General features: G+C 67.1%; 24 protein-coding genes. 13 read left to right on the forward strand and 11 right to left on the reverse strand.

What is annotated here, in order from left to right; genetic code table 11:
- Positions 1-90: 90 nt before the first annotated feature.
- Entirely contained in the window at positions 91-1,080 is a 990-nt protein-coding gene (locus A33M_RS22520; RefSeq protein ID WP_008389383.1) for a transglycosylase SLT domain-containing protein, read from the reverse strand.
- Positions 1,081-1,222: 142 nt separating this feature from the next.
- Between A33M_RS22520 and A33M_RS16480 the strand changes: the two genes are divergently transcribed.
- The 5 genes from A33M_RS16480 to A33M_RS16500 all read left to right on the forward strand — a co-directional run bounded on the left by A33M_RS16480 (position 1,223) and on the right by A33M_RS16500 (position 3,666).
- Entirely contained in the window at positions 1,223-1,708 is a 486-nt protein-coding gene (locus A33M_RS16480; protein ID WP_008389384.1) for a MaoC family dehydratase, read from the forward strand.
- 14 nt (positions 1,709-1,722) lie between these two features.
- Positions 1,723-2,604: an HpcH/HpaI aldolase/citrate lyase family protein gene (locus A33M_RS16485; RefSeq protein ID WP_008389385.1), complete on the forward strand. Its 882-nt coding sequence runs from the start codon at positions 1,723-1,725 to the stop codon at positions 2,602-2,604.
- Between the two features lie 108 nt (positions 2,605-2,712).
- Positions 2,713-2,886, forward strand: a complete 174-nt coding sequence (locus tag A33M_RS16490) for a hypothetical protein (RefSeq protein WP_237718400.1) — start codon at positions 2,713-2,715, stop codon at positions 2,884-2,886.
- Entirely contained in the window at positions 2,883-3,095 is a 213-nt protein-coding gene (locus A33M_RS16495) for a DUF2283 domain-containing protein (protein ID WP_008389388.1), read from the forward strand. Before A33M_RS16490 ends, A33M_RS16495 begins: the two co-directional genes overlap by 4 nt.
- A gap of 37 nt (positions 3,096-3,132) precedes the next feature.
- The gene (locus A33M_RS16500) at positions 3,133-3,666 is read left to right on the forward strand and encodes an isochorismatase family protein (protein WP_008389389.1); all 534 of its coding nucleotides are present in this window, start codon (positions 3,133-3,135) and stop codon (positions 3,664-3,666) included.
- A 19-nt stretch (positions 3,667-3,685) separates the two neighbouring features.
- On the opposite strand, the gene A33M_RS16505 is transcribed toward A33M_RS16500, so the two are convergent.
- The gene (locus tag A33M_RS16505; protein ID WP_008389390.1) at positions 3,686-4,429 is read right to left on the reverse strand and encodes a hypothetical protein; all 744 of its coding nucleotides are present in this window, start codon (positions 4,427-4,429) and stop codon (positions 3,686-3,688) included.
- Positions 4,430-4,568: 139 nt separating this feature from the next.
- Between A33M_RS16505 and panD the strand changes: the two genes are divergently transcribed.
- Complete coding sequence (gene panD, locus A33M_RS16510) at positions 4,569-4,958, forward strand: aspartate 1-decarboxylase (protein WP_040621167.1); 390 nt, start codon at positions 4,569-4,571, stop codon at positions 4,956-4,958.
- A 173-nt stretch (positions 4,959-5,131) separates the two neighbouring features.
- On the opposite strand, the gene gyrA is transcribed toward panD, so the two are convergent.
- The gene (gene gyrA, locus A33M_RS16515) at positions 5,132-7,963 is read right to left on the reverse strand and encodes a DNA gyrase subunit A (protein WP_040621170.1); all 2,832 of its coding nucleotides are present in this window, start codon (positions 7,961-7,963) and stop codon (positions 5,132-5,134) included.
- 222 nt (positions 7,964-8,185) lie between these two features.
- On the opposite strand from gyrA, the gene A33M_RS24130 reads away from it, so the two are divergent.
- Positions 8,186-9,283 carry a hypothetical protein gene (locus A33M_RS24130; protein WP_157223524.1) on the forward strand — a complete coding sequence of 366 codons (1,098 nt, stop codon included), beginning with the start codon at positions 8,186-8,188 and terminating at the stop codon, positions 9,281-9,283.
- 136 nt (positions 9,284-9,419) lie between these two features.
- Here A33M_RS24130 and A33M_RS16520 read toward each other — a convergent pair whose 3' ends face one another.
- The 6 genes from A33M_RS16520 to A33M_RS16545 form a co-directional block, all read right to left on the reverse strand.
- Positions 9,420-10,085, reverse strand: coding sequence for a 3-oxoacid CoA-transferase subunit B (locus A33M_RS16520; RefSeq protein WP_008389393.1), 666 nt, complete (start codon positions 10,083-10,085; stop codon positions 9,420-9,422).
- Positions 10,085-10,738 (reverse strand): CoA transferase subunit A, encoded by a 654-nt coding sequence (locus A33M_RS16525; RefSeq protein WP_008389396.1) that lies wholly within the window; start codon positions 10,736-10,738, stop codon positions 10,085-10,087. The genes A33M_RS16520 and A33M_RS16525 overlap by 1 nt, the downstream gene beginning before the upstream one ends.
- Before the next feature lie 150 nt (positions 10,739-10,888).
- Complete coding sequence (locus tag A33M_RS16530) at positions 10,889-11,671, reverse strand: 3-hydroxybutyrate dehydrogenase (protein ID WP_008389398.1); 783 nt, start codon at positions 11,669-11,671, stop codon at positions 10,889-10,891.
- Between the two features lie 162 nt (positions 11,672-11,833).
- Complete coding sequence (locus A33M_RS16535) at positions 11,834-13,225, reverse strand: GntP family permease (RefSeq protein WP_008389400.1); 1,392 nt, start codon at positions 13,223-13,225, stop codon at positions 11,834-11,836.
- Positions 13,226-14,163: 938 nt separating this feature from the next.
- Entirely contained in the window at positions 14,164-14,910 is a 747-nt protein-coding gene (locus tag A33M_RS16540) for a DUF4142 domain-containing protein (RefSeq protein ID WP_008389402.1), read from the reverse strand.
- Positions 14,911-15,769: 859 nt separating this feature from the next.
- Complete coding sequence (locus A33M_RS16545) at positions 15,770-16,270, reverse strand: single-stranded DNA-binding protein (protein WP_008389404.1); 501 nt, start codon at positions 16,268-16,270, stop codon at positions 15,770-15,772.
- 793 nt (positions 16,271-17,063) lie between these two features.
- Here A33M_RS16545 and A33M_RS16550 point away from each other — a divergent pair.
- Both A33M_RS16550 and uvrA read left to right on the forward strand, forming a co-directional pair.
- Positions 17,064-17,795, forward strand: a complete 732-nt coding sequence (locus A33M_RS16550; protein WP_008389411.1) for an outer membrane protein — start codon at positions 17,064-17,066, stop codon at positions 17,793-17,795.
- Between the two features lie 284 nt (positions 17,796-18,079).
- A complete protein-coding gene (gene uvrA / locus A33M_RS16555; RefSeq protein WP_008389413.1) occupies positions 18,080-21,082 on the forward strand; it encodes an excinuclease ABC subunit UvrA in 3,003 nt (1,000 codons plus the stop codon).
- Between the two features lie 108 nt (positions 21,083-21,190).
- Here the strand turns inward: uvrA and A33M_RS16560 are convergent, their stop codons facing one another.
- Positions 21,191-21,706 carry a GNAT family N-acetyltransferase gene (locus tag A33M_RS16560; RefSeq protein WP_008389414.1) on the reverse strand — a complete coding sequence of 172 codons (516 nt, stop codon included), beginning with the start codon at positions 21,704-21,706 and terminating at the stop codon, positions 21,191-21,193.
- 15 nt (positions 21,707-21,721) lie between these two features.
- Positions 21,722-21,979 (reverse strand): YjhX family toxin, encoded by a 258-nt coding sequence (locus tag A33M_RS16565; RefSeq protein ID WP_040621173.1) that lies wholly within the window; start codon positions 21,977-21,979, stop codon positions 21,722-21,724.
- A gap of 320 nt (positions 21,980-22,299) precedes the next feature.
- On the opposite strand from A33M_RS16565, the gene A33M_RS16570 reads away from it, so the two are divergent.
- The 4 genes from A33M_RS16570 (at position 22,300) to A33M_RS16585 (ending at position 25,200) form a co-directional block, all read left to right on the forward strand.
- Positions 22,300-22,593 carry a DUF4258 domain-containing protein gene (locus tag A33M_RS16570; protein WP_202801926.1) on the forward strand — a complete coding sequence of 98 codons (294 nt, stop codon included), beginning with the start codon at positions 22,300-22,302 and terminating at the stop codon, positions 22,591-22,593.
- A complete protein-coding gene (locus A33M_RS16575) occupies positions 22,590-22,802 on the forward strand; it encodes a hypothetical protein (RefSeq protein ID WP_008389417.1) in 213 nt (70 codons plus the stop codon). The genes A33M_RS16570 and A33M_RS16575 overlap by 4 nt, the downstream gene beginning before the upstream one ends.
- A 254-nt stretch (positions 22,803-23,056) precedes the next feature.
- Entirely contained in the window at positions 23,057-23,614 is a 558-nt protein-coding gene (locus A33M_RS16580; protein ID WP_008389418.1) for a VOC family protein, read from the forward strand.
- A 278-nt stretch (positions 23,615-23,892) separates the two neighbouring features.
- Entirely contained in the window at positions 23,893-25,200 is a 1,308-nt protein-coding gene (locus A33M_RS16585) for a citrate synthase (RefSeq protein WP_008389419.1), read from the forward strand.
- The last annotated feature ends 64 nt before the right edge of the window (positions 25,201-25,264 follow it).

The raw sequence follows: 25,264 nt of genomic DNA on the forward strand, positions 1-25,264 counted from the left end.
CCGATATCCCCGATATCGGCATCGCTTTTCTCCTGGCCTCCGGCAGTTCGCGCCGCAACGCAGCCCGCGTCCGAGTTTCCAAACGGGCTCTCAGGTCTTCTTCCCGTAAAGCCCGGCGGCGTCGACCGCGGAGACGGTAAAAAGCTCGGCGGCGCGGGTCGGGTCGGTGGCGGCGATCGAGCCGGGCGCAGCCTGCGCCACCGCCCCGCTGAGGGCGGCGGCGACGTGCGGGCGCGTGTGCCACAGGTCGGTGATGAAGCGCGACACGCCGGCGCGCGGCGCGTCGCTCTGGAACAGGCCCTCGAAGATCGGCGAATTGGCGTTGCGGGCGGTCGAGGTCTGGTAGGCCGCATCGGCGTACTGCGCCGAATCGAAGCGGCCGCCGGGCGCGCGGGCCGGCGTCTCGCCGGTCGGCACCGAGCCGCCGAGGGCGGCGACCGACTGCAGCGCGCTCGTCCGCGCGGTCTCGAACCGGCCGACCAGCACGCCGTACACCTCGGCGAAGCTGCGGGGTCGTCCGCTGCGCTCGAAGAAGATCGACTGGTTGGCGGCGGCGGCGTTCGGGAAGGCGTCGGCGGCGATGCCGTCCGGCTGCGAGCCCGCCCGCGCGATCAGCTTGGCGGCGCCGCCCGAGCCGAGGAAATGGGCGATGTAGAGCTCGCCGTCGCTCGGCGCGCGGCCGAGCTTGGCTTTCAGCTGCGCGGCGTTGTTCTGGGTGAAGGCGCCGGCCATCGCGGCGTTGGCGGTCGGATCGCTGCGCAGCGCCATGATGGCGCGGTAGCTCGCGGCGTCGGCAACCTGATAGAGGCCGGACGGGCTGCGGGTGATGGCATCGGCATAACGGCCGTAGCCGAGCGACGGCCCCGCCTGCTTCATCATGCCGAGCCAAGTCTGGTCGATGAACTGAAACAGCCCGGCGGCGGACGAGCTCGACGAGGAGGCGTGCGGGTCGAGATCGGATTCCACCTTTGCGGTGGCGAGAAGATAGGAGAAGCTCGCTCCGGTCCTCTGTGAGGCGGAGCGGATCGCGTCGTTGACCGCCCATCCGGTGGTCGATGATGCTGCGGCTGGAATGGCCAAGGATTCGTCCGCGCGAGGGGCCGGGATCGGCCTGTGACACCGTTCGAAAGAATGGCGTCATCATGGTAAACAAACGATTAATCCGAGGCGGGACGGCGAGCCCTCGGAGTTCATCGGGTAGTCCGGAAGGGATTTTGCGGCAATGTCGTATGCAAAGGCGGTCCGGCACGAGCGGGGCGGCGTCTATTTCGAAGACTTCGTGGTCGGCGAGGTGGTGTATCATCGGCTGCGGCGCACGGTGACCCAGGCCGACAACGTGCTGTTTTCCAACATGACGCTGAACGCCCAGCCGCTCCATATCGACCGGCACTTCTGCGAGCACGAGTCGCCCTGGGGCCAGCCGCTGGTCAACTCGCTGTTCACGCTCGGCCTGATGATCGGCATCGCGGTGACCGATCTCTCGCTCGGCACCACCATCGCCAATCTCGGCATGACCGACGTGGTGTTTCCCCACCCGGTGTTCGACGGCGACACGCTGCGCGTCACCACCGAGGTGATCAACGCGCGCGAATCGCAGTCGCGGCCGAACGCCGGGATCGTCGAGTTCCACCACCGCGCCTACAATCAGGACGACAAGCTGGTGGCCGAATGTCGCCGGCAGGCCCTGATGTCGAAGCGTCCGGCCTGAAGAACGGGTGTCCCATGCGATCGCTGCTGTTCGTCCCCGCCGATTCCGAGAAGAAGCTCGCCCGGGCCATGGAGTCCGGCGCCGACGCGCTGATCGTCGACCTCGAGGATTCGATCTCCGCCGAGCACAAGGCGCAGGCCCGCGCCGCCGCCGCCGAGTTCTTGGGCACCGTCGCCGCCTGGCCGGCGCGGCCACGGCTGATCGTGCGGATCAACGGCCTTTCGACCGGCCTGACCGACGCCGACCTCGACGCGGTGATCCCCGCAAAGCCCGACATGGTGATGCTGCCGAAGGCCGAGGGCGGCCCCTCGGTGATGCATCTCGACGCGAAGCTCGCCGTGCGCGAGGCGATCGGCGGGCTGCCGGACGGCGCGGTGAAGGTGGTGGCGCTCGCCACCGAGACCGCCCAGTCGCTGTTCGTCGCCGGCACCTATCGCGGCTCGAGCCAAAGGCTGGCCGGCCTCACCTGGGGCCCGGAGGATCTCTCCGCCGAGCTCGGCGCCGAGGCCAACCGCGACGCCGACGGGCGCTTCCTCGACCCCTACCGGTTCGCCCGCACGCTGTGCCTCGCCGCCGCCGCGGCCGCCCAGGTGCAGGCGATCGACACGGTGACGATCGACTTCCGCAACGAGGCGGCGATGCGCCGCGAATGCGAGGACGGCCGCCGCGACGGATTTACCGGCAAGCTCGCGATTCACCCGGCGCAGGTGCCGGTGATCAACGCGGTGTTCACCCCGACCGCCGAGGCGATCGCCCGCGCCCAGGCGGTGGTCGACGCCTTCGCCGCAGAACCCGGCGCCGGCGTGGTGGCGATCGACGGCACGATGGTCGACCGCCCTCACCTCGCCCGCGCCCAGGCGCTTCTGGAGCGCGCCAAGGCTTTTGCCGAGGGGTGACGAGGATCGAAATCCGGCCCGGCGAGGCGGCCCGTGAAAACGACCCGATATTTCGAGGAGCAGGTTCTCCGGAAGCGCCCCTATCTCCGTCGCGAATGGTGCCTCGAGGTGCTCGCCTCACCGATCCGCCGTAAAGTTCAAGAAGATGGGCGGATTCGGCTGTGGGGCCGGATCGTCGCGGACGACGGCCGAACCCGCTTTCTCCGGGTCGTGATCCTCGAGGACTCGGAAACGATCCACAATGCTTTCTTCGATCGCGCTTTCCGCGAGGACGACCAATGAAGCTGCACTACTATCCCGAGACCGACAGCCTCTATATCGAGCTGAAGAGCGCGCCGGGCACGCAAACGCGGGAGATCGTCGAGGGCTTGGTGGTCGACCTCGACGCCAATGGCGACGTGGTCGGCTTCGACATCGACCACGCCTCGCGCAAGCTCGACCTGTCGAGGATCGAAACGATCGCCTTGCCGCCTGCGACCGCTGCCGAATGAGCGACGGACCGCGACGCCGACATTTTGGGGAAGCACCATGCCGGTGATCGATCCGCGCCGCACCACGCTGCTGGTGATCGACTTTCAGGACAGACTGATGCCGGCGATCGAGGCCGGCGAGGTTTTGGTGGAGAATGCGCGGCGGCTGCTCGCGGCGGCGGAGACACTGGACATTCCGGTGGTGGTCACCGAGCAGAACGCCAAGGGGCTCGGGGCGACCGTGGCGGCGCTGCCGATCGACCGCGCGCGGCTCGTTCCCAAGATGACCTTCGACGCGGTGCGGGCGCCGGGCTTCCTCGACGGCATCCCGGAAGACCATGCGCTGGTGGTGGCGGGGTGCGAGGCGCATGTCTGCGTCTGCCAGACGGTGCTGGCGCTGCGCGCCACTGGGAGGACCGTCCACGTGGTGCGCGACGCGGTCGGCTCGCGGAAAGCCGAGAGCAAGGAGACGGCGCTCGCCCGCATGGCCCGGCACGGCGCCGACGTCGTCACCACCGAAATGGTGGTGTTCGAGTGGCTGGAAACGGCCGAGCACCCGCGCTTCCGTGAGATGGTGCGGCTGATCAAGTGACGCACGGCGCGCGAGGTGCTCACACCGCGACCCGCTCGACCGCGCTGTCCGCCGCGAGATTTTCGGCGATTTGCGCGAGCCGGGGATAATTCGATAGATCACCCTCGATCGCCTCGATCTCGAACCGCACGAACATCGATTCCGGCAACCAGGCGTCCTTTTGCGATTCGCGGGCGACCACCGGATGGCGCCCGTGGCGATAGGCGAAGGCCCGCATCGCCCCGAAATTCTCCCAAATGCTGAAGGTCGCGAGCTGCAGCAACGGGTGATCGCCGACGCCGATGTGCCAGAGACAGCCTTCGGCCTCGCCGAGCGAGCGATCGACCTCCGGCACCCGCCGCCAGAAGGCGCGCGCCCGACCCGGCGCCACCCGCGCATTGGTGAGCACGGCGAACGGGCCGTCACCCATCCGCCGGCCGGAATAGGCGAACATCGGATCGCCGTTCCAGGTGCCGTGGCCGGTCGCCGGGCGCAGCACGACGTGCACCGCCTCGATGCTCGGGCCCGCCGCCCAGCGCCACAGCCGGGTGCGCTTGAGCGCGTCGAAGCCGTCGGGCTCGGCCGGCAGGCTCATCACGCAGTAACGCGAAAAGTCGGGAACGATCGAGAAGCCGTTGCCGCTGCCGCAGCCCATCAGCCGCAGATGGCCGGCCGGCCCGGTTCGCCCGCCGACCGCCCGCTGAAACCCCATCAGCAGGAACGAGGCATAGGCGTGGCTGCGGCGATAGCGGAAAAAGCTGAACACCACCCGGCTGGCATGCATGGCGAGCGACCGATCCCCGAAACACCCTCGAAAACGTCCGGCGACGGCCAGGCGTTCCCGACGGGCGGATCATCCCACCACCGCGAGCGGACGCGCGGCGGGTGTTGGCACGGGATCGAAAATCTGCCAAAGGATCGGCATGCACATCCGGATGTTCTGGTCGAAAATTCACCGCGCGACGATCACGCACGCCGACCTCCATTACGAGGGCAGCTGCACCATCGACGCCGACCTGATGGACGCGGCGAAAATCGTGACCAATCAGGAGCTTCACGTCTGGAACGTGACGCGCGGCACGCGCCTCGTGACCTATGCGATCGAGGGCGAGCGGGGCTCCGGCGTGATCTGCATGAACGGGGCGGCGGCGCACCTGAACGCGCCGGGCGAGCTGGTCATCCTCGCCACCTACTGCGACATGACGCCCGAGGAGGCCAAGCGCCACATCCCGACCGTGGTGCAGGTGGACGCCGAGAACCGCATCGCCCATATCCGCGACGAGCTGCCCGGCCCAGCGCTGCGGGCGATCTGACGACGCAGGGCGCCCCGATGCCGTAGGGTGCGCGACGCGCAGCGTGCGCACCGGTTTTTTCGCGGCAGCCGACACGGTGCGCGCGGCGCGATGCGACTTCGCGCACCCGACCGGCACGCATCCTACCGGCGAAGTCGGCGGAACACGCTTCGCTATTCCGCCGGACCGCCCGATCACCCCTCGCCGCTGGTCTCGTCGCCGCCCTCGGTCGCGTCGCCGTTGCTGGTTTCGCCCTCCGCCTCGTGCTCGGAGAGGCGCTCGACCGAGACGACCTTCTCCCCTTCGGCGGTGTCGAACACGATGACGCCCTGGGTCTTGCGGCCTTTGATCGAGATCTGGGCGACCGGGCAGCGGATCAGCTGGCCGCCGTCGGTGACCAGCATCAGCTCGTCGCTCTCCTCGACCGGGAACGATGCCACCAAGCAGCCGATGCGCGGCCGGATCGCCCCCGAGCGCATGCGGTTGTCCATCGCGACGATGCCCTTTCCGCCGCGGCCGGTGGTTCGGTACTCGTAGGACGAGGTACGTTTTCCAAAACCGCGCTCGGAGACCGTGAGCACGAACTGCTCGGCCGCCGACAGCTCGACGTAACGCGCCTCGCCGAGCGCGACGTCGGCGCCGGTCGGCTCCTCGCCGTCCTCCGCGTCGGGCACCGCGCCCTCGGCGTCGACGCCCTCCTCGGCATCGCCGTTGCCGCCGCGGCGCACCGCATTGGCGCGCTTGAGATAGGCGTCACGCTCCTCGCCGCTCGCCTCGACATGACGCAGGATCGACAGCGAGATCACCCGGTCGCCCTCGTCGAGCGCGATGCCGCGCACGCCCATCGAGCTGCGCCCGGCAAACACCCGCACGTCGGTGACCGGGAAGCGGATGCACTGGCCCTTGGTGGTGGTCAGCAGCACGTCGTCGTCCGCGCCGCAGATCTGCACGTCGACGATCGCCTCGCCGTCGTCGAGCTTCATCGCGATGATGCCGGAGCGGCGCACGTCCGAGAAGTCAGACAGCTTGTTGCGGCGGACGGTGCCGCGGGTGGTGGCGAACATCACGTGGAGGTCGGCCCAGGTCGACTCGTCCTCGGGCAGCGGCATGATGGTGTTGATGCGCTCGTCCTGCTCGAGCGGCAGCAGGTTGATCAGCGCCTTGCCACGGGCGTTCGGCGCGGCGAGCGGCAGCCGCCACACCTTCTCCTTGTAGACCTGCCCGCGCGAGGAGAAGAACAGCACCGGCGTGTGGGTCGAGGCGACGAACAAACGCGCGACGAAATCCTCCTCGCGCGTCTGCATGCCGGAACGACCCTTGCCGCCGCGGCGCTGCGCCCGATAGGTCGACAGCGGCACCCGCTTGACGTAGCCGAGGTGGGAGACGGTGACGACCATGTCCTCGCGCTGGATCAAATCCTCGTCTTCCATCTCCCCGTCCTGGTCGAGGATGACGGTGCGCCGCGGGGTCGCGTATTTTTCGCGAACCTCGGTCAGCTCGGCCTTGACGATGCTCTGGATTCTTGCGCGCGAGCGGAGGATGTCGAGATAGTCGGTGATTTCGGCGGCGAGCTTGTCCAGCTCGTCCTTGATCTCGTCGCGGCCGAGGGCGGTGAGGCGCTGCAGGCGCAGATCGAGAATGGCGCGGGCCTGCTCGGACGACAGCTTGAAGGTGCCGTCCTCCTGGACCGCGTGGCGCGGATCGTCGATCAAGAGGATCAGCGGCAGCACGTCGGCGGCCGGCCAGTCGCGCGCCATCAAGGCTTCGCGCGCCTCGACAGCGTCGCGCGAGGAGCGGATCAGGCGGATCACCTCGTCGATATTGGCGACCGCGACGGCGAGACCCACCAGCACGTGGGCGCGGTCGCGCGCCTTCCCGAGCAGATACTTGGTGCGCCGCTTCACCACCTCCTCGCGGAAGGCGACGAAGGCGGTGAGGAGGTCCTTCAGCGCCATCACCTGCGGGCGGCCGCCGTCGAGCGCCACCATGTTGGCGCCGAAGGTCGTCTGCAGGGGCGTGAAGCGATAGAGCTGGTTCAGCACCACGTCGGGCACGGCGTCGCGCTTGAGCTCGACCACCACGCGATAGCCCTCGCGGTCGGACTCGTCACGCAGGTCGGAGACGCCCTCGATCCGCTTCTCGCGCACCAGCTCGGCGATCTTCTCGACCAGCGTCGCCTTGTTCACCTGATACGGAATCTCGGTGACGACGATCGCCTCGCGGTCCTTGCGGATGGTCTCGACCTCGGCCTTGCCGCGCATCACGATCGAGCCGCGCCCGGTCGAATAGGCCGCACGGATGCCGGCGCGGCCGAGGATCAGACCGCCGGTGGGAAAGTCGGGCCCCGGCACGATCTCCAGAAGCTCGGCGAGGCCGAGCTCCGGCCGGTCGATCAGCGCCACCGCGGCATCGATGATCTCGCCGAGATTGTGCGGCGGGATGTTGGTCGCCATGCCGACCGCGATGCCGCCCGCCCCGTTGACCAGAAGGTTCGGGAAGCGGGCCGGCAGAACCTCCGGCTCCTGCTCGTTGCCGTCGTAGTTCGGGCGGAAGTCGACCGTGTCCTTGTCGATGTCGTCGAGCAGCGACATCGCCGGCCGCGCCAGCCGGCACTCGGTGTAGCGCATCGCCGCCGGCGGATCGCCGTCGACCGAGCCGAAATTGCCCTGCCCGTCGATCAGCGGCAGGCGCATGGAGAAGTCCTGCGCCATGCGCACCAGCGCGTCGTAGATCGCCTGGTCGCCGTGCGGGTGGTATTTACCCATGACGTCGCCGACGACGCGCGCCGACTTGACGTACTTGCGGTCGGGCAAGTGCCCGTTCTCGTGCATCGAGAAGAGGATGCGGCGATGGACGGGCTTGAGCCCGTCACGCGCATCGGGCAGCGCGCGCGAAACGATCACGCTCATCGCGTAATCGAGATAGGCGCGCTTCATCTCCTCGGAGATCGAGACGGGGCGAATGTCGGATGGACCGGACCCCTCGGGCCCGGACCCGCTCCGCGGGGGGGTGTCGTTGTCGGCCAAACCGAAAAAATCCAGGCGAATCCGTTGCGCTCTAGATAGTGCATCGGCGCCGGGAACGCCAGCCTCGCCCACCCGCTACGGGCGAGATTTCACCTACAGCCGCAATAATTTAGTTACGTCATAGATAGAGATTCAAGCTCGCCGCAGATCGCGCAGTTGTTATTTTACCTTCCGCTCGGCCTGGTTGATGCTGCTTTTCGATCACAGTGGCGGGGTGGCATCATGGAAACCGATCCGAATGTCGCAAAACGCAGTCGCTGCACAGAGGTGCTTCTTTCTATAGAGCGCGAAGGTGAGCGGTACCGCATCCAGGGCGACGACCTCGAGGTCATAGGCTCGAAACTCCGCGGGAAACCTCAATTCTCAGTCTTCAACAGCGTGATCATTCCCATCATCGTTGCAACTTTGACCGTTTTTGTAACAGGAACGTTTCAATTAGTTAGTTGGATTAATTCCGTCCGCGTCCAGCACGCAGCCGACATCGCTACGGCAGCCATGAAAACCTCTGAACGAGTAATAAGCACAATAGGACAGCGCCAATATGCGACTTTCACCTTTCTGCCCTCCTTGCGGGAATTGATCGCTCCGGACGCCCCTACGCACCCTGCCATGAACGGCATGCCTCCAACGCGACCAGGCGCGTCCTCGGCTCTGTCGTGGGAATCGCAGATTCCAAAAACCGCCATAAAAGCCGCTGATGACGCTGGCGAACTGAGAGAACTCGAACTTCTGCTGATAAAAACGAGGCACGATCAGTATTACGACCGACTCAAACAATGGAACGAAAACATTGAACAACTTCTGACTGATGTCGACTATACGCTTGATCGACCGATATTTTCCGACGCAACAGGCATCCCGGAAGGGCTCCATAAGGGATTTGCTACCTACTTTGACCTAATTAGCGGAACTGACAAGAACAACCGTCCCACCGCAATCGGCGGCCTCGATTGCACACTGTCTTTGACCGACGAATTGAGACGCCTAGGCCTAAATGAAAATAGTCTGAAATTGCGACTCGTCGGAATAAACTACTGCTTCATTCGTCTTAATGCATTGATCGACAACGCAAAAACGAAACGAGACTGGAACGATTCTCTTTACGACGACGTTGTTGAACGATTGAGCAGCATCCGAACAATGGCGAGCGAACTTCACTGTTACGCACTACATCGGGTGGATTATTACGAAAACAAGAAAGAAGAAGCAATCCTGAGCCCGCGAACGCTCGTGCGATGGCTTAACGGCCGAGGCGGGGAAGCGCGCGATCATTTCAGTGCCACGACACGCCTCTGCTCGCCATACAATCGTCCGACTTGATGTTCCCCGGAACTTCATCCTGTGCCCCTGGACATTGGATGAAGTAAACTATCAAGCAAAGGCAGAGCGAGCCGGCAGAGTGATTCCGCCGGCTCGGCTTCTTGCAAAATAATGTCGCTGATCGTGGTGCTCCCCGTCAGGCGCCGCCGACGCCGAGCTTCATCTCCGGCACCTCGCCCTCGACCACCAGCTTTGCGGTGGTGGCGGCGACGATCTGCTCGAGGGTGACGCCGGGCGCCCGCTCGCGCAGCACGAGGCCCGCGTCGGTCGGCTCGATCACCGCCATGTCGGTGACGATCAGGCTGACGCGGCGGATCGAGGTGAGCGGCAGCGTGCATTTCGGCACGATCTTCGGCGCGCCCTTGGCGGTGTGGTTCATCGCCACGATCACGCGGCGGGCGCCGGTGACGAGGTCCATCGCACCGCCCATGCCCGGCACCATCTTGCCCGGCACCACCCAGTTGGCGAGCATGCCCTCCTCGTCGACCTGCAGGGCGCCGAGCACGGTCGCCTCGAGGTGGCCGCCGCGGATCAGGCCGAACGACACCGCGCTGTCGATGGTCGCCGCACCCGGGATCGCCGAGACGGTGTTGCCGCCGGCGTCGGTCAGCTCGGGGTCGTCCATGCCCTCCGGCGGCTTGGCGGCGAGACCGACGATGCCGTTCTCGGATTCGAACAGGATGCCGGCCGCCGGATCGATGTAGCGGGCGACGCCGGTCGGCAGGCCGATGCCGAGATTGACCAGCGTGTTCGGCTTCAGCTCCAGGGCGACGCGGCGCTGGATGATTTCTTCGGGTTTCATCAGGCGGCCCTCTCGATGAGATAGTCGACGATCACGCCGGGCGTTTTCACGATGTCGGGGGGGATCATGCCGACGGGAAGGATTTCGCGCGATTCCGCAATCACCGTCTCGGCGGCCATCGCCATGATCGGATTGAAGTTGGTCGCGGTGAGCTGATACTGCAGATTGCCGATGTAATCGGCCTGATCGGCGGCGATCAGCGCGAAGTCGGCCTTGAGCGGGCTCGCCAGCACCCACTGCTCGCCGTCGATGTCGATGGTGCGCTGGCCTTCCGCGGCGATGGTGCCGAGGCCGGTCTTGGTGAGCACGCCGCCGAGGCCGTAGCCGCCGGCGCGGATGCGCTCGACCAGCGTGCCCTGCGGCACCAGCTCGACGTCGATCTCGCCGGCGATCATGCCCTTCTGCGTCTCGGGATTGAGGCCGATGTGCGAGGCGATCAGCCGCGACACCGCGCCGGCGCGGATCAGCTTGCCGATCGCGTAGCCCGGGCGCGCCGTGTCGTTGGCGATGACGGTGAAGTTGCGCTTGCCGGAGGCCGCGAGCGCGTCGAGCAGACGGTGCGGCGAGCCGACGCCCATGAAGCCGCCGATCATCAGGCTGGCTCCGTCGGGAATCAGATTGACGGCGTCTTCGGGTTTGAGATGCGGTTTCATGGACCCCTGTCCTTCGAGGTGAGGCGTGCCGCGCGCGGGCGCATCGCCGGTGTCGAAAAGCACGGAACGGCCGCGCCCGGATCGGTACTTCACCGCGGATGTGACGATCCGATCCGGGATTTGCTGCGGCGGCGCTCCGAGAAAATCACGTCACTGGGCGCACCAGCCGCCGTCCATGTTGACCGCGGCGCCGCGCAGGTTCGAGGCGGCGTCGGAGCACATGAACACGGCGAGCGCGCCGAGCTGATCGGGCGTGACGAACTGCTTGGAGGGCTGCTTCTCGGAGAGCAGCGCACGGCCGGCCTCCTCCTTGCTGATGCCGTCACGCTCCGCCCAGGCGTCGATCTGCTTCTGAACCAGGGGCGTGAGCACCCAGCCGGGGCAGATCGCGTTGCAGGTGACGCCGGTCTCGGCGGTCTCCAGCGCCACCACCTTGGTCATGCCGACGATGCCGTGCTTGGCGGCGACATAGGCGACCTTGTTGGTGGAGGCGACCAGGCCGTGGACGGAGGCGATGTTGATGATGCGGCCCCAGTTGCGCGACTTCATCTGCGGCACCGCCGCCTTGATCGCGTAGAAGGCGGCCGACAGGTTGATGGAGATGACGAGCTCCCACTTGTCGTCCGGAAAGTCTTCGACCGGCGACACCACTTGGATACCGGCGTTGTTGACCAGGACGTCGACCTTGCCGAGTTCCGAGGTCGCCGCCTCGATCAGGCCCTTGGTCTCGGCGGGCTTGGAGAGATCGGCGCCGTTGTAGCCGACCTTCACGCCGAACTCGGCGGCGATGCCGCTGCGGACCTTCTCGATCTCGGCCGCATCGCCGAAGCCGTTCAGCATCACGTCGGCGCCCTGGCCGGCGAGCGCCCGGGCGATGCCGAGGCCGATCCCGCTGGTCGAGCCGGTCACGACGGCGACTTTGCCTTTCAACATTTCGTCACTCCTGGTGCTTCGGCGGCCCCGGCGCATCCGGAGTTCCGCCCGCGGCGGCCGCCCTGCGGCCCCGCCTCGGCGCGGCGGCCGTCACCACAGGTGACCGCCGCCGACCGCCCGATGAGCAACCGCGCGGCCGGAGCCGCGCGGCGAGTTCGCGCCTCACACGATGCCGAACAGATAGTACAGCAGGATCACGACGAACACGCTGGTCGTCTTGATGCAGGTGATGGCGAAGATGTCCTTGTAGGACTGGCGATGCGTGAGGCCGGTGACCGACAGGAGCGTGATCACCGCGCCGTTGTGCGGCAGCGTGTCCATGCCGCCCGACGCCATCGACGCCACCCGGTGCAGGACCTCGAGCGGGATGTGCGCCGCATTCGCCATCGCGATGAACTGATCGGACATCGCGGCGAGCGCGATCGACATGCCGCCCGACGCCGAGCCGGTGATGCCGGCGAGCGCCGTGACCGACACCGCGATGTTGACCAGCGGGTTCGGGATCGAGGTGAGCGCGTCGCGGATCACCAGGAAGCCCGGCAGCGCGGCGATGACCGCACCGAAGCCGTACTCGGAGGCGGTGTTGAGCGAGGCGAGCAGCGAGCCTGCGACCGCCGCCTGGCTGCCGGCGGCGAAGCGGCCGGCGATCTGCTTGAAGCCGAACGCGACGACCACCAGGATGCCGCACAGGAGCGCGCCCTCGACCGCCCAGATCGCCACCACGCCCGACACCGGCTGCACGATCGGCTTGGCGCCTTCCACCAGCGTGACCGAGCTGGTCGCCCCGTAGAACTGCGGGATCAAGTGGGTGAAGACGAAGTTGAGCACCAGCACCAGGACGAGCGGCAGAATGGCGATCGCCGGATGCGGCAGGTTGTCGGTGGAGACCGGCTCGGGCTCGTTGATGTGGCCGGTGCCGTAGCCTTCACCGGCGCGCTTGGCCGAGCGGCGACGCCAGTCGAGATAGAGAAGGCCGACGCCGAGAATGAACAGGCCGCCCAGCGTGCCGAGCCACGGGGCCGCCCAGGTGGTGGTCTTGAAGAAGGTGGTCGGGATGATGTTCTGGATCTGCGGCGTGCCGGGGAACGAGTCCATGGTCGCCGTGAAGGCGCCGAGCGCGATGGTGCCGGGGATCAGCCGTTTCGGAATGTCGCCCTGGCGGAACATCTCGGCCGCGAACGGATAGACCGCGAACACCACGACGAACAGCGAGACGCCGCCGTAAGTGAGCAGGCAGCACACCGCGACGATGGAGACCATCGCCCGCTCCTGCCCGATCAGGCCGATCACCGCGGAGACGATCGATCGTGAGAAGCCGGACAGCTCGATCACCTTGCCGAACACGGCGCCGAGCAGAAAGACCGGGAAGTACAGCTTCACGAAGCCGACCATCTTCTCCATGAACAGCCCGGTGAAGACGGGCGGCACGGCGGAGGGATCGGTCAGCAAGACAGCGCCGAGTGCCGCAATGGGCGCGAACAGGATGACACTGTATCCGCGGTACGCGACGAACATCAGAAACGCGAGCGCACCGAGCGCTATGAAGAAACTCATGGGCAGCACTCCCAGAGGATTTGCGGAGGTCGGGCGCTCTTTGGTAGGATTACTTGGTCATTCAGCGCCTTGACTGCGAGCAGAAAGTCGTATCGGTGGAGATACGAGCCCATTCGACAGGTTCCAAAGTATGAAATCTGTGTTTCAGGCCCGTGAAGCCTTACGTGCGGCATCCCGGCGCAGCGTTGACTTTTATCAACCCGGCACCGGCTAGGTAGAAAGACTATTACGGGGGAATACGACTGCCAAGCCGACAGCATTGCAGGTTCGTCGGTGCCGGCGGGTTGTCCCGGACGGGCCGTTCCGCTTTTCATACGAAGTGCGTCGTGCGGCGGCGTCGTAAGTGCTTTTGCGCAGAACCGCGCCGGCCGAGCAGGCCCGTCACGCAGATCACTGAGGAATTTCGTTCGTGATCAGAATGGTTCGCCTGCCGCACGGACAGCAGGCGTCGCGCGCGCGGTATCATGGTCGGCGAAACCACGGACGCCGCCGCGCGCCACCATGCATGAAATGCAAAGGCTGCAATGTGCGCGGACATGCTTTGCATGAAATGCGGGGCACGATCTGCTGTGGACGATTCCGTACCGACCGCGGACTTTCGCCGGCGAGCCCGAAACATCGGGGGAACACGAGGGCGCAGCGCTTCGCCGTCGGCAGCCGCATCGTCCGCCGACGGTGCCGAATCGCGATGCCGATGGAGGGACCGCGACGGGGCTCGCCCGGCCGTGCACCGGCGCGGCGCGACGCGGGAGTGGCGAGCCGTGGCGCCCGAAGACCGGCGATGCGGGACCGCCGACCGGACGGCGACCAGAGCCGACCGGACGGCGAACAAAAAAGGCCGGCCCCGAAGGACCGGCCCGATTTTTCGCATCGCGAGCGCGAGACGCCGCCGCCTTGCGCGACGGCGCCCGCGAAACATCGCGATCAGCACGAAATCGTCACTGCTGCGGCGCCTGCGCCGGAGACTGCGACTGCGAAGGCGACTGCGTCGGAGCCTGCGAGGTGGTCTCCGCCTGGCCGCCGAGCTTCTGGGCCATCGCGAGGTGCTGCTTCAGCGTCGGCACGGTGGTCGCCGCCCACTGCTTCAGGTCCGCGTTGTCGCCGTTCTGGCCGTAGGTGCTGAACAGATCGATCGCGGCCTGGTGCGCCTCGACCTGCATCTGCTTGAAGGTCTGCTCGAACTGCTGGCCGTTCTGGGCACGGAGCTTGTCGAGCTTCTGCTGGTGATCCTGATCGAGCGCGTTCGGGATCTGGGCCTTCACCTTGCCGGTGGAGACGAAGGTCTTCAGCATGTCGGAGGTGCGCGAGTGATCGTCGATCATCTCGTTGGCGAAGGTGGTGATGTCCTGCCCGACCTGCTTCGCCTTGGCGACGCGGCTCGATTCGAGCTCGAACATGTCGCTGATCGCCGCCTTCTGGACGAAGGTCGCGGTGGAGATGTCGGCCGGGACCTTGCTGGCGGACTGGGCCGACTGCTGGCCGGACTGCTGCTGGCCGGACGACTGCGCCATGCTGCTGCCGGCGCCGGTGGTCTCGCTCCGCTCGGCGGCGTCGGCGCGCTGTGAGGCGGTGCCGAGAACCGAGGCGAGCTCGCCCGTGGCATTGCCGGTGCCGGGCGCGCTCTGCCAGTACATGAACAGAAGGGCGGCCGCGAACACGCCGCCCAGAACGTAATATTGCTTCATCGGATCCTCCGGTGGGTCTTTTTTCCGGCTCGCCCGCTCCCGACGGTCGTACCGCAGGGGTGGTCGCGAGCTCCGGAGGCCAATGGCCGACACGGGCGAGAGTTCCGCGCCCGACACGCGGCACGTTCACCCTGAATTTTCACGCATCGCCGAAACGACTGGCCGAGCGAGGTCGGCGGCGACGCCGCGGCCGGATGCCGCACGGCCGAAGGTCGGATGCCCGATCCACATACCCGAGGCCCCCCGAGGCCCTATGCCCGAGGCCCTATGCCTGAGGCCGCATGTCCGGCGCCGGATGCCCCAGGACGCTCGACGCCGCACGCCCGGTGCCGCACGCCGGGTGCCGCACGACCGACGCCGCACGACCAATGCCGCACGTCCGGTGCCGCACGTCCGGTGCCCCCGGCGCAAGCAGGCCCGGTGCCGCACGTCCGGTGCCCCCGGCGCAAGCAGGCCCGGTGCCTCACGTCCGGTGCCCCGACGCAAAACGATGCACGACCACGCGTGCGCTCGCGTCGCCGCATCCGCGTTGCATCGCCCCTTTGCGACGCGCTTCTTTTCGCCCCGCGTCTCGGCCACGCGCCGCGCCGCGATGCGCGTTCGCCCTTGATTCCGCCGCAAGCCGATTTTGGCGGCTTCGCACAAGCCGAAGTCGGCGGCTGCACCGCCCGTCGCTCGCGACGACTCGTCTTCGCCACGACGCGGCGGCCATGACGGGCCGCTGTAGTCGAGGCGACCGGCCACCTGCCGCCGAGCAAACCCGCCGGGACCGGCGCTCGCCAGCGAAAAACTGCCAGCGAAAAAGCTCCCGAGCGATCGCAGCAAACCGCCGCCCGGGCCACCTCGGAACGGGATCTCGTCAGAACGGGATCTCGTCGTCGAGGTCGTCGCGACGCGAGGACGCCGGCGCGGCCGCCGCGGCCGGGCGACGCTCGCGGCCCCCGGCGGTCGGGCCGGGCGAGCCGAAATCGTCACCCCCGCCCTGGTCGTAGCTCTCGCCGCCGCCCTGGCGGCCGTCGAGCATCGTCAGCACCGAGTTGAACCCCTGGAGCACGACCTCGGTCGAGTAGCGATCCTGGCCCGACTGGTCCTGCCACTTCCGCGTCTGCAGGGCGCCTTCGAGATAGATTTTCGAGCCCTTGCGAAGATATTGCTCGGCGACCCGGCACAAACCCTCGTTGAAGATCACCACCCGGTGCCACTCGGTGCGCTCGCGCCGCTCGCCGCTCGCCTTGTCGCGCCAGGTTTCCGAGGTTGCCACCCGCAGATTGGCGATCGGCCGGCCGTCCTGGGTGCGTCGGATTTCCGGATCGGCTCCCAGGTTGCCGATGAGAATCACCTTGTTGACCGAACCCGCCATCACCGTATCTCCACTCGTGCGCCCGACCCTGCGCCTGCTCGACGCGGCCGACTCGTTGTTCGTCCAGGCACTCTTCACTCGAGCCTGCGTCGTCTCACTCGAGCCTGCGTCGTCCGGGCATCTCTCGTCCCGGCATCTCACGCCCGGCACGCTTCGTCCCGGCACGCTTCGTCCCGGCACGCCAAACCATCTTCCGTGCTGCCGCGCGCGGCGGCCGCCGGCGCATGGCGCCGCCCGAGCCGGCACTCCCGAACTCGGCACCACGGAACTCGGCACCACGGAACTCGGCACCACGGAACTCGGCGCCGTCCTGGTCGCGGCGTCCGCGTCACGACCTCGTACCGCCGGCACGGTCGTCGACCCGCGAGCGTCTACATGGACCGTTGCCGGTCGGCCAACAAGCGGCCGTGCGCGTTGTCCACGCGATAGTCACATCGACTTGTTCACACTATGTTCTATATCTCGTAACCATCCGTTCAGCAAGACTGCAAGTCCGCTTTTCAATGCCTCCATCCGGACCCCGTCGCCGGACTCGGCGACACCTCGTCCGCACGGCGCGAGGCGACCTCCGGTCCGTGCGAGTTCGACTTTGAATTTCAATGAATTGGATGCGATTTTTCGGGTCCCGATCGACCTTTCCGCCGCGACCGGCGGCAACCGTGGCGGAAATGGGGCGCAGAAACACCCCTCCTCGCGGATCGGCTGTGGCAAATTTGTCACCAAAAACGAGAGGACTCCTTCTAGCTTCCGACCCTGGGACTTCGGTAATTCTCGGAAGGAGGGGCCTACTCTCATGAAGAAGATTCTTCTCGCGACCGTCGCGGTGTTCGGCATGGCCGGCATCGCTTCCGCAGCCGACCTGCCGGCTCGTATGCCTGTGAAGGCGCCGCCGGTGATCGCTCCCATGTTCTCGTGGACCGGCTGCTACATCGGCGGCTTCGTCGGTGGCGCGTTCACCGGTGACGATCCGGCCACCTATCCGGCGGCCCGCGGCTACGGCTACTCGAGCGAGCTCGACTCGAGCTTCATCGGCGGCGGCACGCTGGGCTGCAACTGGCAGCCGATGGGCTCGCCCTTCGTGCTCGGCCTCGAGGGCGAAGTCGGCTACATGGATCTCGAAGGCTCGCTCGTCGCCCCGGCGAGCGGCGGCTCGGTCTCGACCAAGGTCGGCGACTGGTACGGCATGGTCACCGGCCGTCTCGGCTACTCGTTCGACCGCGCGCTGGTCTATGTGAAGGGCGGCGTGGCGTTCGTCGACCTCGAGAGCACCGGCGCGGCGCCCGGGCTCGGCGTGACCTCGGTCGACGACACGGTCGCGACCTGGACGGTCGGCGGCGGTATCGAGTGGGCGCTCGCCCCGGCGTGGAGCATCAAGGCCGAGTACATGTATATCGGCCTCGACGAGACCCAGACGCTCACGCTGGGCGGCATCGCCGCGGACAACGCGGTCGACGGCATCCACACCGCCAAGATCGGCCTGAACTACCGCTTCGGTGCCGGCGCCCCGCTGGTCGCCCGCTACTGAGCCTTTCGACGGTTTCCGTCGAACGAAGCCCCGGGGTCCGGCCCCGGGGCTTTTTCTTTGCCGGGTCTCGCCGCGGCGTCGGCCGTGACGCACGAGCCCACTCGCCATCCGACCAGCAGGCCGACGACCGGATCGCGACTTTCGCCCTGTCGACAACTTCCGAGACGCTGGCAAACCGCCTCCGTTCTCATTAAGTTCCGGTCGCACCCAGCGTCCCGGCTCGCGGTCCGTCCCGGTTGCCGCGCCCCCGATGGACCCCTGCTGGCCCCCCGACCCGGTGACCGATGACCGACCTGTTCGACAAGCCGCCCCGTATCGACGGCCGCCTGATCTCCGTTCGCGGTGCCCGCGAGCACAACCTGAAAAACCTCGACGTCGACCTGCCGCGCGACCGGTTGGTGGTGTTCACCGGCCTGTCCGGCTCGGGAAAGTCGTCGCTCGCCTTCGACACCATTTATGCGGAAGGGCAGCGGCGCTACGTCGAGTCGCTGTCGGCCTATGCCCGCCAGTTCCTCGAGATGATGCAGAAGCCGGACGTCGACCAGATCGACGGGCTGTCGCCGGCGATCTCGATCGAGCAGAAGACCACCTCGAAAAATCCGCGCTCGACGGTCGGCACCGTCACCGAGATCCACGACTACATGCGCCTTCTGTGGGCCCGCGTCGGCGTGCCCTACTCGCCCGCGACCGGCCTGCCGATCGAGAGCCAGACGGTGTCGCAGATGGTCGACCGGGTGATGGCGCTGCCGGAGGGCACGCGGCTCTATCTGCTGGCGCCGCTCGTGCGCGGCCGCAAGGGCGAGTACAAGAAGGAGCTCGCCGAGCTTTTGAAGAAGGGCTTTCAGCGGGTGAAGATCGACGGCGCGTTCCACGAGATCGCGCAGGCGCCGGCGCTCGACAAGAAGTTCAAGCACGACATCGACGTGGTGGTGGACCGCATCGTGGTGCGCCCCGACATCGCGACCCGGCTCGCCGATTCGTTCGAGACCGCGCTGAAGCTCGCCGACGGCTTGGCGGTGGTGGAGTTCGCCGATACTGCGCCCGCGACCGCGGCCGGCACGGCGAAGAAGACCGCCAAGATCCACGACCAGAGCGGCCCGGAGCGCCTCGTCTTCTCGGAAAAATTCGCCTGCCCGGTGTCGGGCTTCACGATTCCCGAGATCGAGCCGCGGCTCTTCTCGTTCAACAGCCCGCACGGCGCCTGCCCGGTGTGCGGCGGGCTCGGCAGCGAGCAGAAGATCGACCCCGACCTGGTGGTGCCGGACAAGGACGTGTCGCTGAAGCGCGGGGCGATCGCGCCGTGGGCGAAATCCTCGTCACCTTATTACCTGCAGACGCTGCAGGCGATGGCCAAGCACTATCGCTTCACGCTCGACACCAAGTGGCGCGACCTGCCCAAGCGCGCCCAGCAGGCGCTGCTCTACGGCTCGGGCGACGACGAGATCGCCTTCGTCTACGACGACGGCATGCGCGCCTACACCACGCGGAAGGCGTTCGAGGGCGTCGTCAACAATCTCGAGCGGCGCTGGCGCGAGACCGATTCCGAGTGGGCGCGCGAGGAGATTTCCAAGTATTTCACCGCCATCCCGTGCGCCGCCTGTGACGGCCACCGGCTGAAGCCGGAGGCGCTGGCGGTGAAGGTCGACGGCGCGCATATCGGCGAGGTGTCGGCGATGTCGGTGCGGCGTGCGGGCGAGTGGTTCGCCGCGCTGCCCGACAAGCTGACGCGCAAGCAGAACGAGATCGCCGTCCGCATCCTGAAAGAGATCCGCGAGCGGCTGACGTTTCTGGTGGATGTCGGGCTCGATTATCTCACGCTCGCGCGCGCCTCCGGCACCCTGTCGGGCGGCGAGAGCCAGCGAATCCGCCTCGCCTCGCAGATCGGCTCCGGCCTCACCGGCGTGCTCTACGTGCTCGACGAGCCGTCGATCGGCCTGCACCAGCGCGACAATGCCCGCCTGATCGAGACCTTGAAGCGCCTGCGCGACCTCGGCAACACGGTGATCGTCGTCGAGCACGACGAGGACGCCATTCTCACCGCCGACTGGGTGTTGGACATCGGCCCCGGCGCCGGCATCCACGGCGGCAAGATCGTCGCGCAGGGCACGCCCGCCGACATCATGGCGAACCCGAAATCGACCACCGGTCAGTTTCTCACCGGCGCGCGGATGATCCCGGTGCCGGAGCGCCGCCCGCCCGATCCGCGCCGCATGCTGCGGGTCGTGAATGCGCGCGGCAACAATCTGAAGAGCGTGACGGCAGACATTCCGCTCGGCCTGTTCACCTGCATCACCGGCGTGTCGGGCGGCGGGAAGTCGACGCTGCTGATCGACACGGTGTTCAAGGCGGTCGCGCGCAAGCTGCACGGCGCGGCGGAGGCCCCTGCCCCGCACGACCGCATCGAGGGCCTCGAGCACATCGACAAGATCATCGACATCGACCAGTCGCCGATCGGCCGCACGCCGCGCTCGAACCCGGCGACCTATACCGGCGCCTTCACGCCGATCCGCGAGTGGTTCGCCGGCCTGCCGGAGGCGAAAGCGCGAGGCTACGAGCCCGGCCGCTTCTCGTTCAACGTCAAGGGCGGGCGCTGCGAGGCCTGCCAGGGCGACGGCGTGATCAAGATCGAGATGCACTTCCTGCCGGACGTTTACGTCACCTGCGACGTCTGCAAGGGCAAGCGCTACAACCGCGAAACGCTCGACGTGACCTTCAAGGGCAAGTCGATCGCCGACGTGCTCGACATGACGGTGGAGGAAGGCGCGTCGTTTTTTCAGGCGGTGCCGCGGGTGCGCGACACGCTGAAGACGCTCACCCGCGTCGGGCTCGGCTACATCAAGATCGGGCAGCAGGCGACGACGCTGTCGGGCGGCGAGGCGCAGCGCGTGAAGCTCGCCAAGGAGCTGTCGAAGCGGGCGACCGGCCGCACCTTGTATATCTTGGACGAGCCGACCACCGGCCTGCATTTCGCCGACGTGGAGAAGCTTCTCGAGGTGCTGCACGAGCTGGTCGCGCAGGGCAACACGGTCGCGGTGATCGAGCACAATCTCGAGGTGATCAAGACGGCCGACTGGCTGATCGACCTCGGCCCCGAAGGCGGCGACGGCGGCGGCGAGATCGTCTTTACCGGCACGCCCGAGGACGTGGTGAAGGAGACGCGGTCTTATACCGGCCAGTTCCTGAAGCCGGTGCTGTCGCGCAAGGCGGCCGCCGCCCCGCCGGCGAAGGCCGCGGGCAACGGGGCCACCCGTGGCCGGCGCAAGAAAGGCGCGCAGGCGGCGGAGTGAACCGAACTCGCGTACAGCAAGCGTAGCCCGGCTGGAGCGCAGCGACAGCCGGGGTGAAGCGGACCGTCGCAGCTCCCGCGTTTCGCTTCGCTCGACGCGGGCTACGAACTACGATCTCGGCTGCTTCAGCCCGAATGCCGGGTGATGAAACAGCTCGCCGCGCGGCGCGAGGCCGTCGAACGGCAAGGCGAGCACCACCTCGGGCGGACAGCCCGCCACCGTCAGGCCGGGAAAAGCGCGAAAGCCGAACCGGCCGTAATAGCGGGGGTCGCCCACCAGCGCCGCGCCCCGGCTGCTCGCCCGCAGGCGGCGGAGCGCTTCGGTCATCAGCGCCGTGCCGATGCCCGAGCGATGCCGCGCCGGCGCGACGACCAGCGGGCCGATCAGCCCCCAGCCGTCCTGGGCTCCGATGCGAGCCGGCGAGGCGGCGAGATAGCCGATCGGCGCGCCGTCCTCCTCGCCCTCCTGCTCGGCCACGAGCGACAGAGAGAGCGCGCCCGCCGCTCTCAGCGCCGCGACGATGCCGGCCTCGGTGCCGGTCGCTTGCGGAAGCAACAGCATGGCTTCGGTGACGAGCCGGCCGATCGCCGGGGCGTCGCCCGTCGTCTCGTTGCGGATGTGCATGTCGAAGAAAAATCCTCAGCGGTTGTCGAGTTGTGCGCGAACGGAGCGGCGGCCCTCGTCGGAGATCCGGTAGGGGCTCGACGCGCGGGATTCGATCAGCCGCTTGCGTCGGAGTTTTGCAAAAACGTCGAGCGTGCAGTCGGCCAGGACATGGCCGTCGCGTGTGAAGCAGAGCACGTCGATGATGCGGTGGTCGTCGGTTCGGCGGTGGCGGATGTAGCCACCCTGCGCGAGCACGTGCAGCACGCGCTGCTCGCTGCGTGAGATGTTCATGGATGAGCCTGTGTCAGAAGCACCCGCGAGACGTCTCGGCTCCGGCAGAGCGTGCCGTAGCGGCGAAACGTGCAGCTGGATGTCTCGAAAGGTCGAGACGATCAGCGGGTGGTCACAAGCTCCAACATGAAAATCCCTGGTCCGTGCGGATTGGGCGGTGGTGATGTACCGTCTCCAACCGTGCCTCGTCAACCGCCGGCGCCGTCCCGACGGCCCCCGCAAATCGCGTCGCTCCGCATGGGCCATGCACCACGATGTCGTCGGCACGCCGAAACGGAGACCGGGGGATGAGCGAGGTTTTTCGGCGGATACGGACGCTCGTGCTGGCGGGGGACTGGCTCGTGTCGGAGCACGGCTATGGCGAGCTTCTCGCCGATGATATCGTCGTGGCGGCAGCGATCGACGGTGTCGCGGAAGCCGTGGCGATCGAGGATTATCCGGATCGCGTTCGCGGGCCGAGCGTTCTGACCCTGCAGCGCAACCAAAAGGGCCGCCCGATCCACGTCGTCTGGGCAATCCCGGCCGGGCACCGGAGCCCCGCCGTGCTGGTGACCGCCTATCGTCCGGATCCGGCCCGCTGGGACGACGATTTCAAGCTGCGGAGAGAGCCATGACCCGGAAGCGGACGAAGATCATTCACGAGGGCCGATATGCCGCCGAGGTGGACGTCGAACTGATCGAGGACGACACCGCATGGTCACCGTATCTCACCCCCGACGATGCCAAGAAGCTCGACACGGTGCGCCTCGCGCTTCGTCGCGGCGACATCGCAGAGGCGGCGAAGCTTGCACGCGTGTTCGAGCTGGTGCCGGTGCAAGGCTGACCGCTGCCGTCCGACGTTGGCAGGCTCACGGGTGCAGCCCCGACGGTCTCGTTCGTGCTCGCCCGTCCGGGCCCGTTTCTCCCTCCGCCCTTCCCTCCCCTCACGCAGCGCCCGTGCCCTTCCGCCGTCCGTGCTCCGTCCGCTACCGTTCCCGCGTCGCCGCGGCGGCCGCGCCGGCGTCACATCGCTCGCCCATGGGTCGCCCCCTGCGTCGGGTGCCGAACAACCTTCCCGGCGACGGAGAGGAGATCGCCATGCGGTGGAGAGGCGTCCATCACGTCGAGTTCTCGGTCCTCGATTACGAGGCCTCGGTCGCGTTCTACGACGAGATGTTCGGCTGGCTCGGCTACAAGAGCTTCTGGACGCTCGATCTCGGCTATCGCTCGACCTACTACATGGCGCGCTTCCCGCTGCCGCACAGCTATGTCGGCATCCAGCCGGCGAAGAGCGGCGAAAAGCTCGACCACGCGGCGCGCTCGACCGGCATCCACCACGTCGCCCTGTGGGCGCGCAGCCGCGGCGAGGTGAGCGCCTTCTATCGGGATTTCCTGCTCGCCAAGAACATTCCGGTCACCGACCCGCCGGCCGAGTACCCGATCTACGCGCCCGGTTATGTGGCGGTCTTCTTCGACGACCCGATCAACGGCATCCATTGGGAGCTCGCTCATACGCCCAAAATTCCCTCGCCCGCCGCCTATCTGCGCTGGAAGCGGGCGCTCGATGCGGCCGCCAAGAACCATCCGGAATGGGGCACGTCTTTCGTGGCGGCGGCGATGCGGACACTGCCCGGACGCGACGCGAAGGGCCGCTGACGCCGCGAGCATGCCCGTCCCGGCCCGGCGGAGCCGCCGCAATGCGGGTCCGAGGCGGCGCCGCCGTCGCCCCGTGACATACCTTGCTACCGCACCCCACCCCACTGTGCGTTGCAGCAAAATCGTCCGCATCCCTGGAAACGTCTTCCCCGAAGGCATAAGTTGACGGTGCGGCGATCGGGTGAGCCCGGCCAACGGGCACGCCCGTCATGCGTGTCGCGCAAAACGCCTCGGCAGTTGCCCCTCGCTCACGTCAACCCTCGACATGGACATCGACCATGGCCTCTGATTCGCGCGCGGACCTGAAGACCGGGACTCTGACGCTCGACGGCAAGACCTATTCCTTCCCGATCCGCTGGGGCACCTCCGGCCCCCCTGTGATGGATGTCGGCAAGCTCTACGGCACGACGCGCATCTTCACCTACGATCCCGGCTTCTCCTCCACCGCCAGCGCCGAATCGAAGATCACCTATATCGACGGCGACAACGGCGTGCTGCTGCATCGCGGCTACGCGATCGAGGATCTGGTCGCGCACGGCGATTTCCTCGAGACCTGCTATCTGCTGTTCTACGGCAGCCTGCCGACGCCCGCCCAAAAAGCCGACTTCGACAACCGCGTCACCCGGCACACGATGGTGCACGAGCAGATGGCGCGGCTCTATCACGGCATCCGCCGCGACGCGCATCCGATGGCGGTGATGGTCGGCGTGGTCGGCGCGCTGTCGGCCTTCTATCACGACTCGATCGACATCTCCGATCCGCACCAGCGCATGGTCGCCTCGATGCGGATGATCGCCAAGCTGCCGACCATCGCGGCGATGGCCTACAAATATTCGCGCGGCGAGCCGTTCGTCTATCCCAAGAACGACCTGCCTTATGCCGCGAACTTTTTGCACATGTGCTTCTCGGTGCCGTTCGAGGAGTATCGGGTCAACCCGGTGCTCGCCCGGGCGATGGACCAGATCTTCATCCTGCACGCCGACAACGAGCAGGGCGCCTCGACCTCGACGGTGCGGCTCGCGGGTTCTTCCGGCGCCAATCCGTTCGCCTGCATCGCCGCCGGCATCGCCTGCCTGTGGGGCCCCGCGCACGGCGGCGCCCACGAGGCGGTGATCAAGCAGCTCGCCCAGATCGAGACCAAGAAGCGGGTGCCGGAATTCGTCGCGCGGGCAAAGGATCCGGAGGATTCGTTCCGGCTGATGGGCTTCGGCCACCGCGTCTACAAGGCCTACGACCCGCGGGCCAAGCTGATGCGGCAGATCTGCCACGACGTGCTGAAGGAGACGCGGGCCGACGATCCGCTGCTGGAGATCGCCGAAGAGCTCGAGCGCGTGGCGCTCGCCGACGAGTATTTCATCGAGAAGCGGCTCTATCCGAACCTCGATTTCTATGCCGGCCTGACGCTGCGGGCGATGGGTTTTCCGCCGAGCCTGTTCACCGCGGTGTTCGCGCTCGCCCGCACCGCCGGCTGGATCGCCCACTGGATGGAGATGATCGCCGATCCGCACCAGAAGATCGGCCGGCCGCGCCAGCTCTACACCGGCTACGCGCGCCGCGAATACGTGCCGATCGGCCGCCGCGACTGATCGTTTCGCACGGCACACGACACGCCACACACCGCGAAAAAGCCCGCGCCGTCTTTCGACGGCC

It is taken from the genome of Rhodovulum sp. PH10, assembly GCF_000293785.1.
Taxonomy (GTDB): Bacteria; Pseudomonadota; Alphaproteobacteria; order Rhizobiales; family Xanthobacteraceae; genus Rhodoplanes.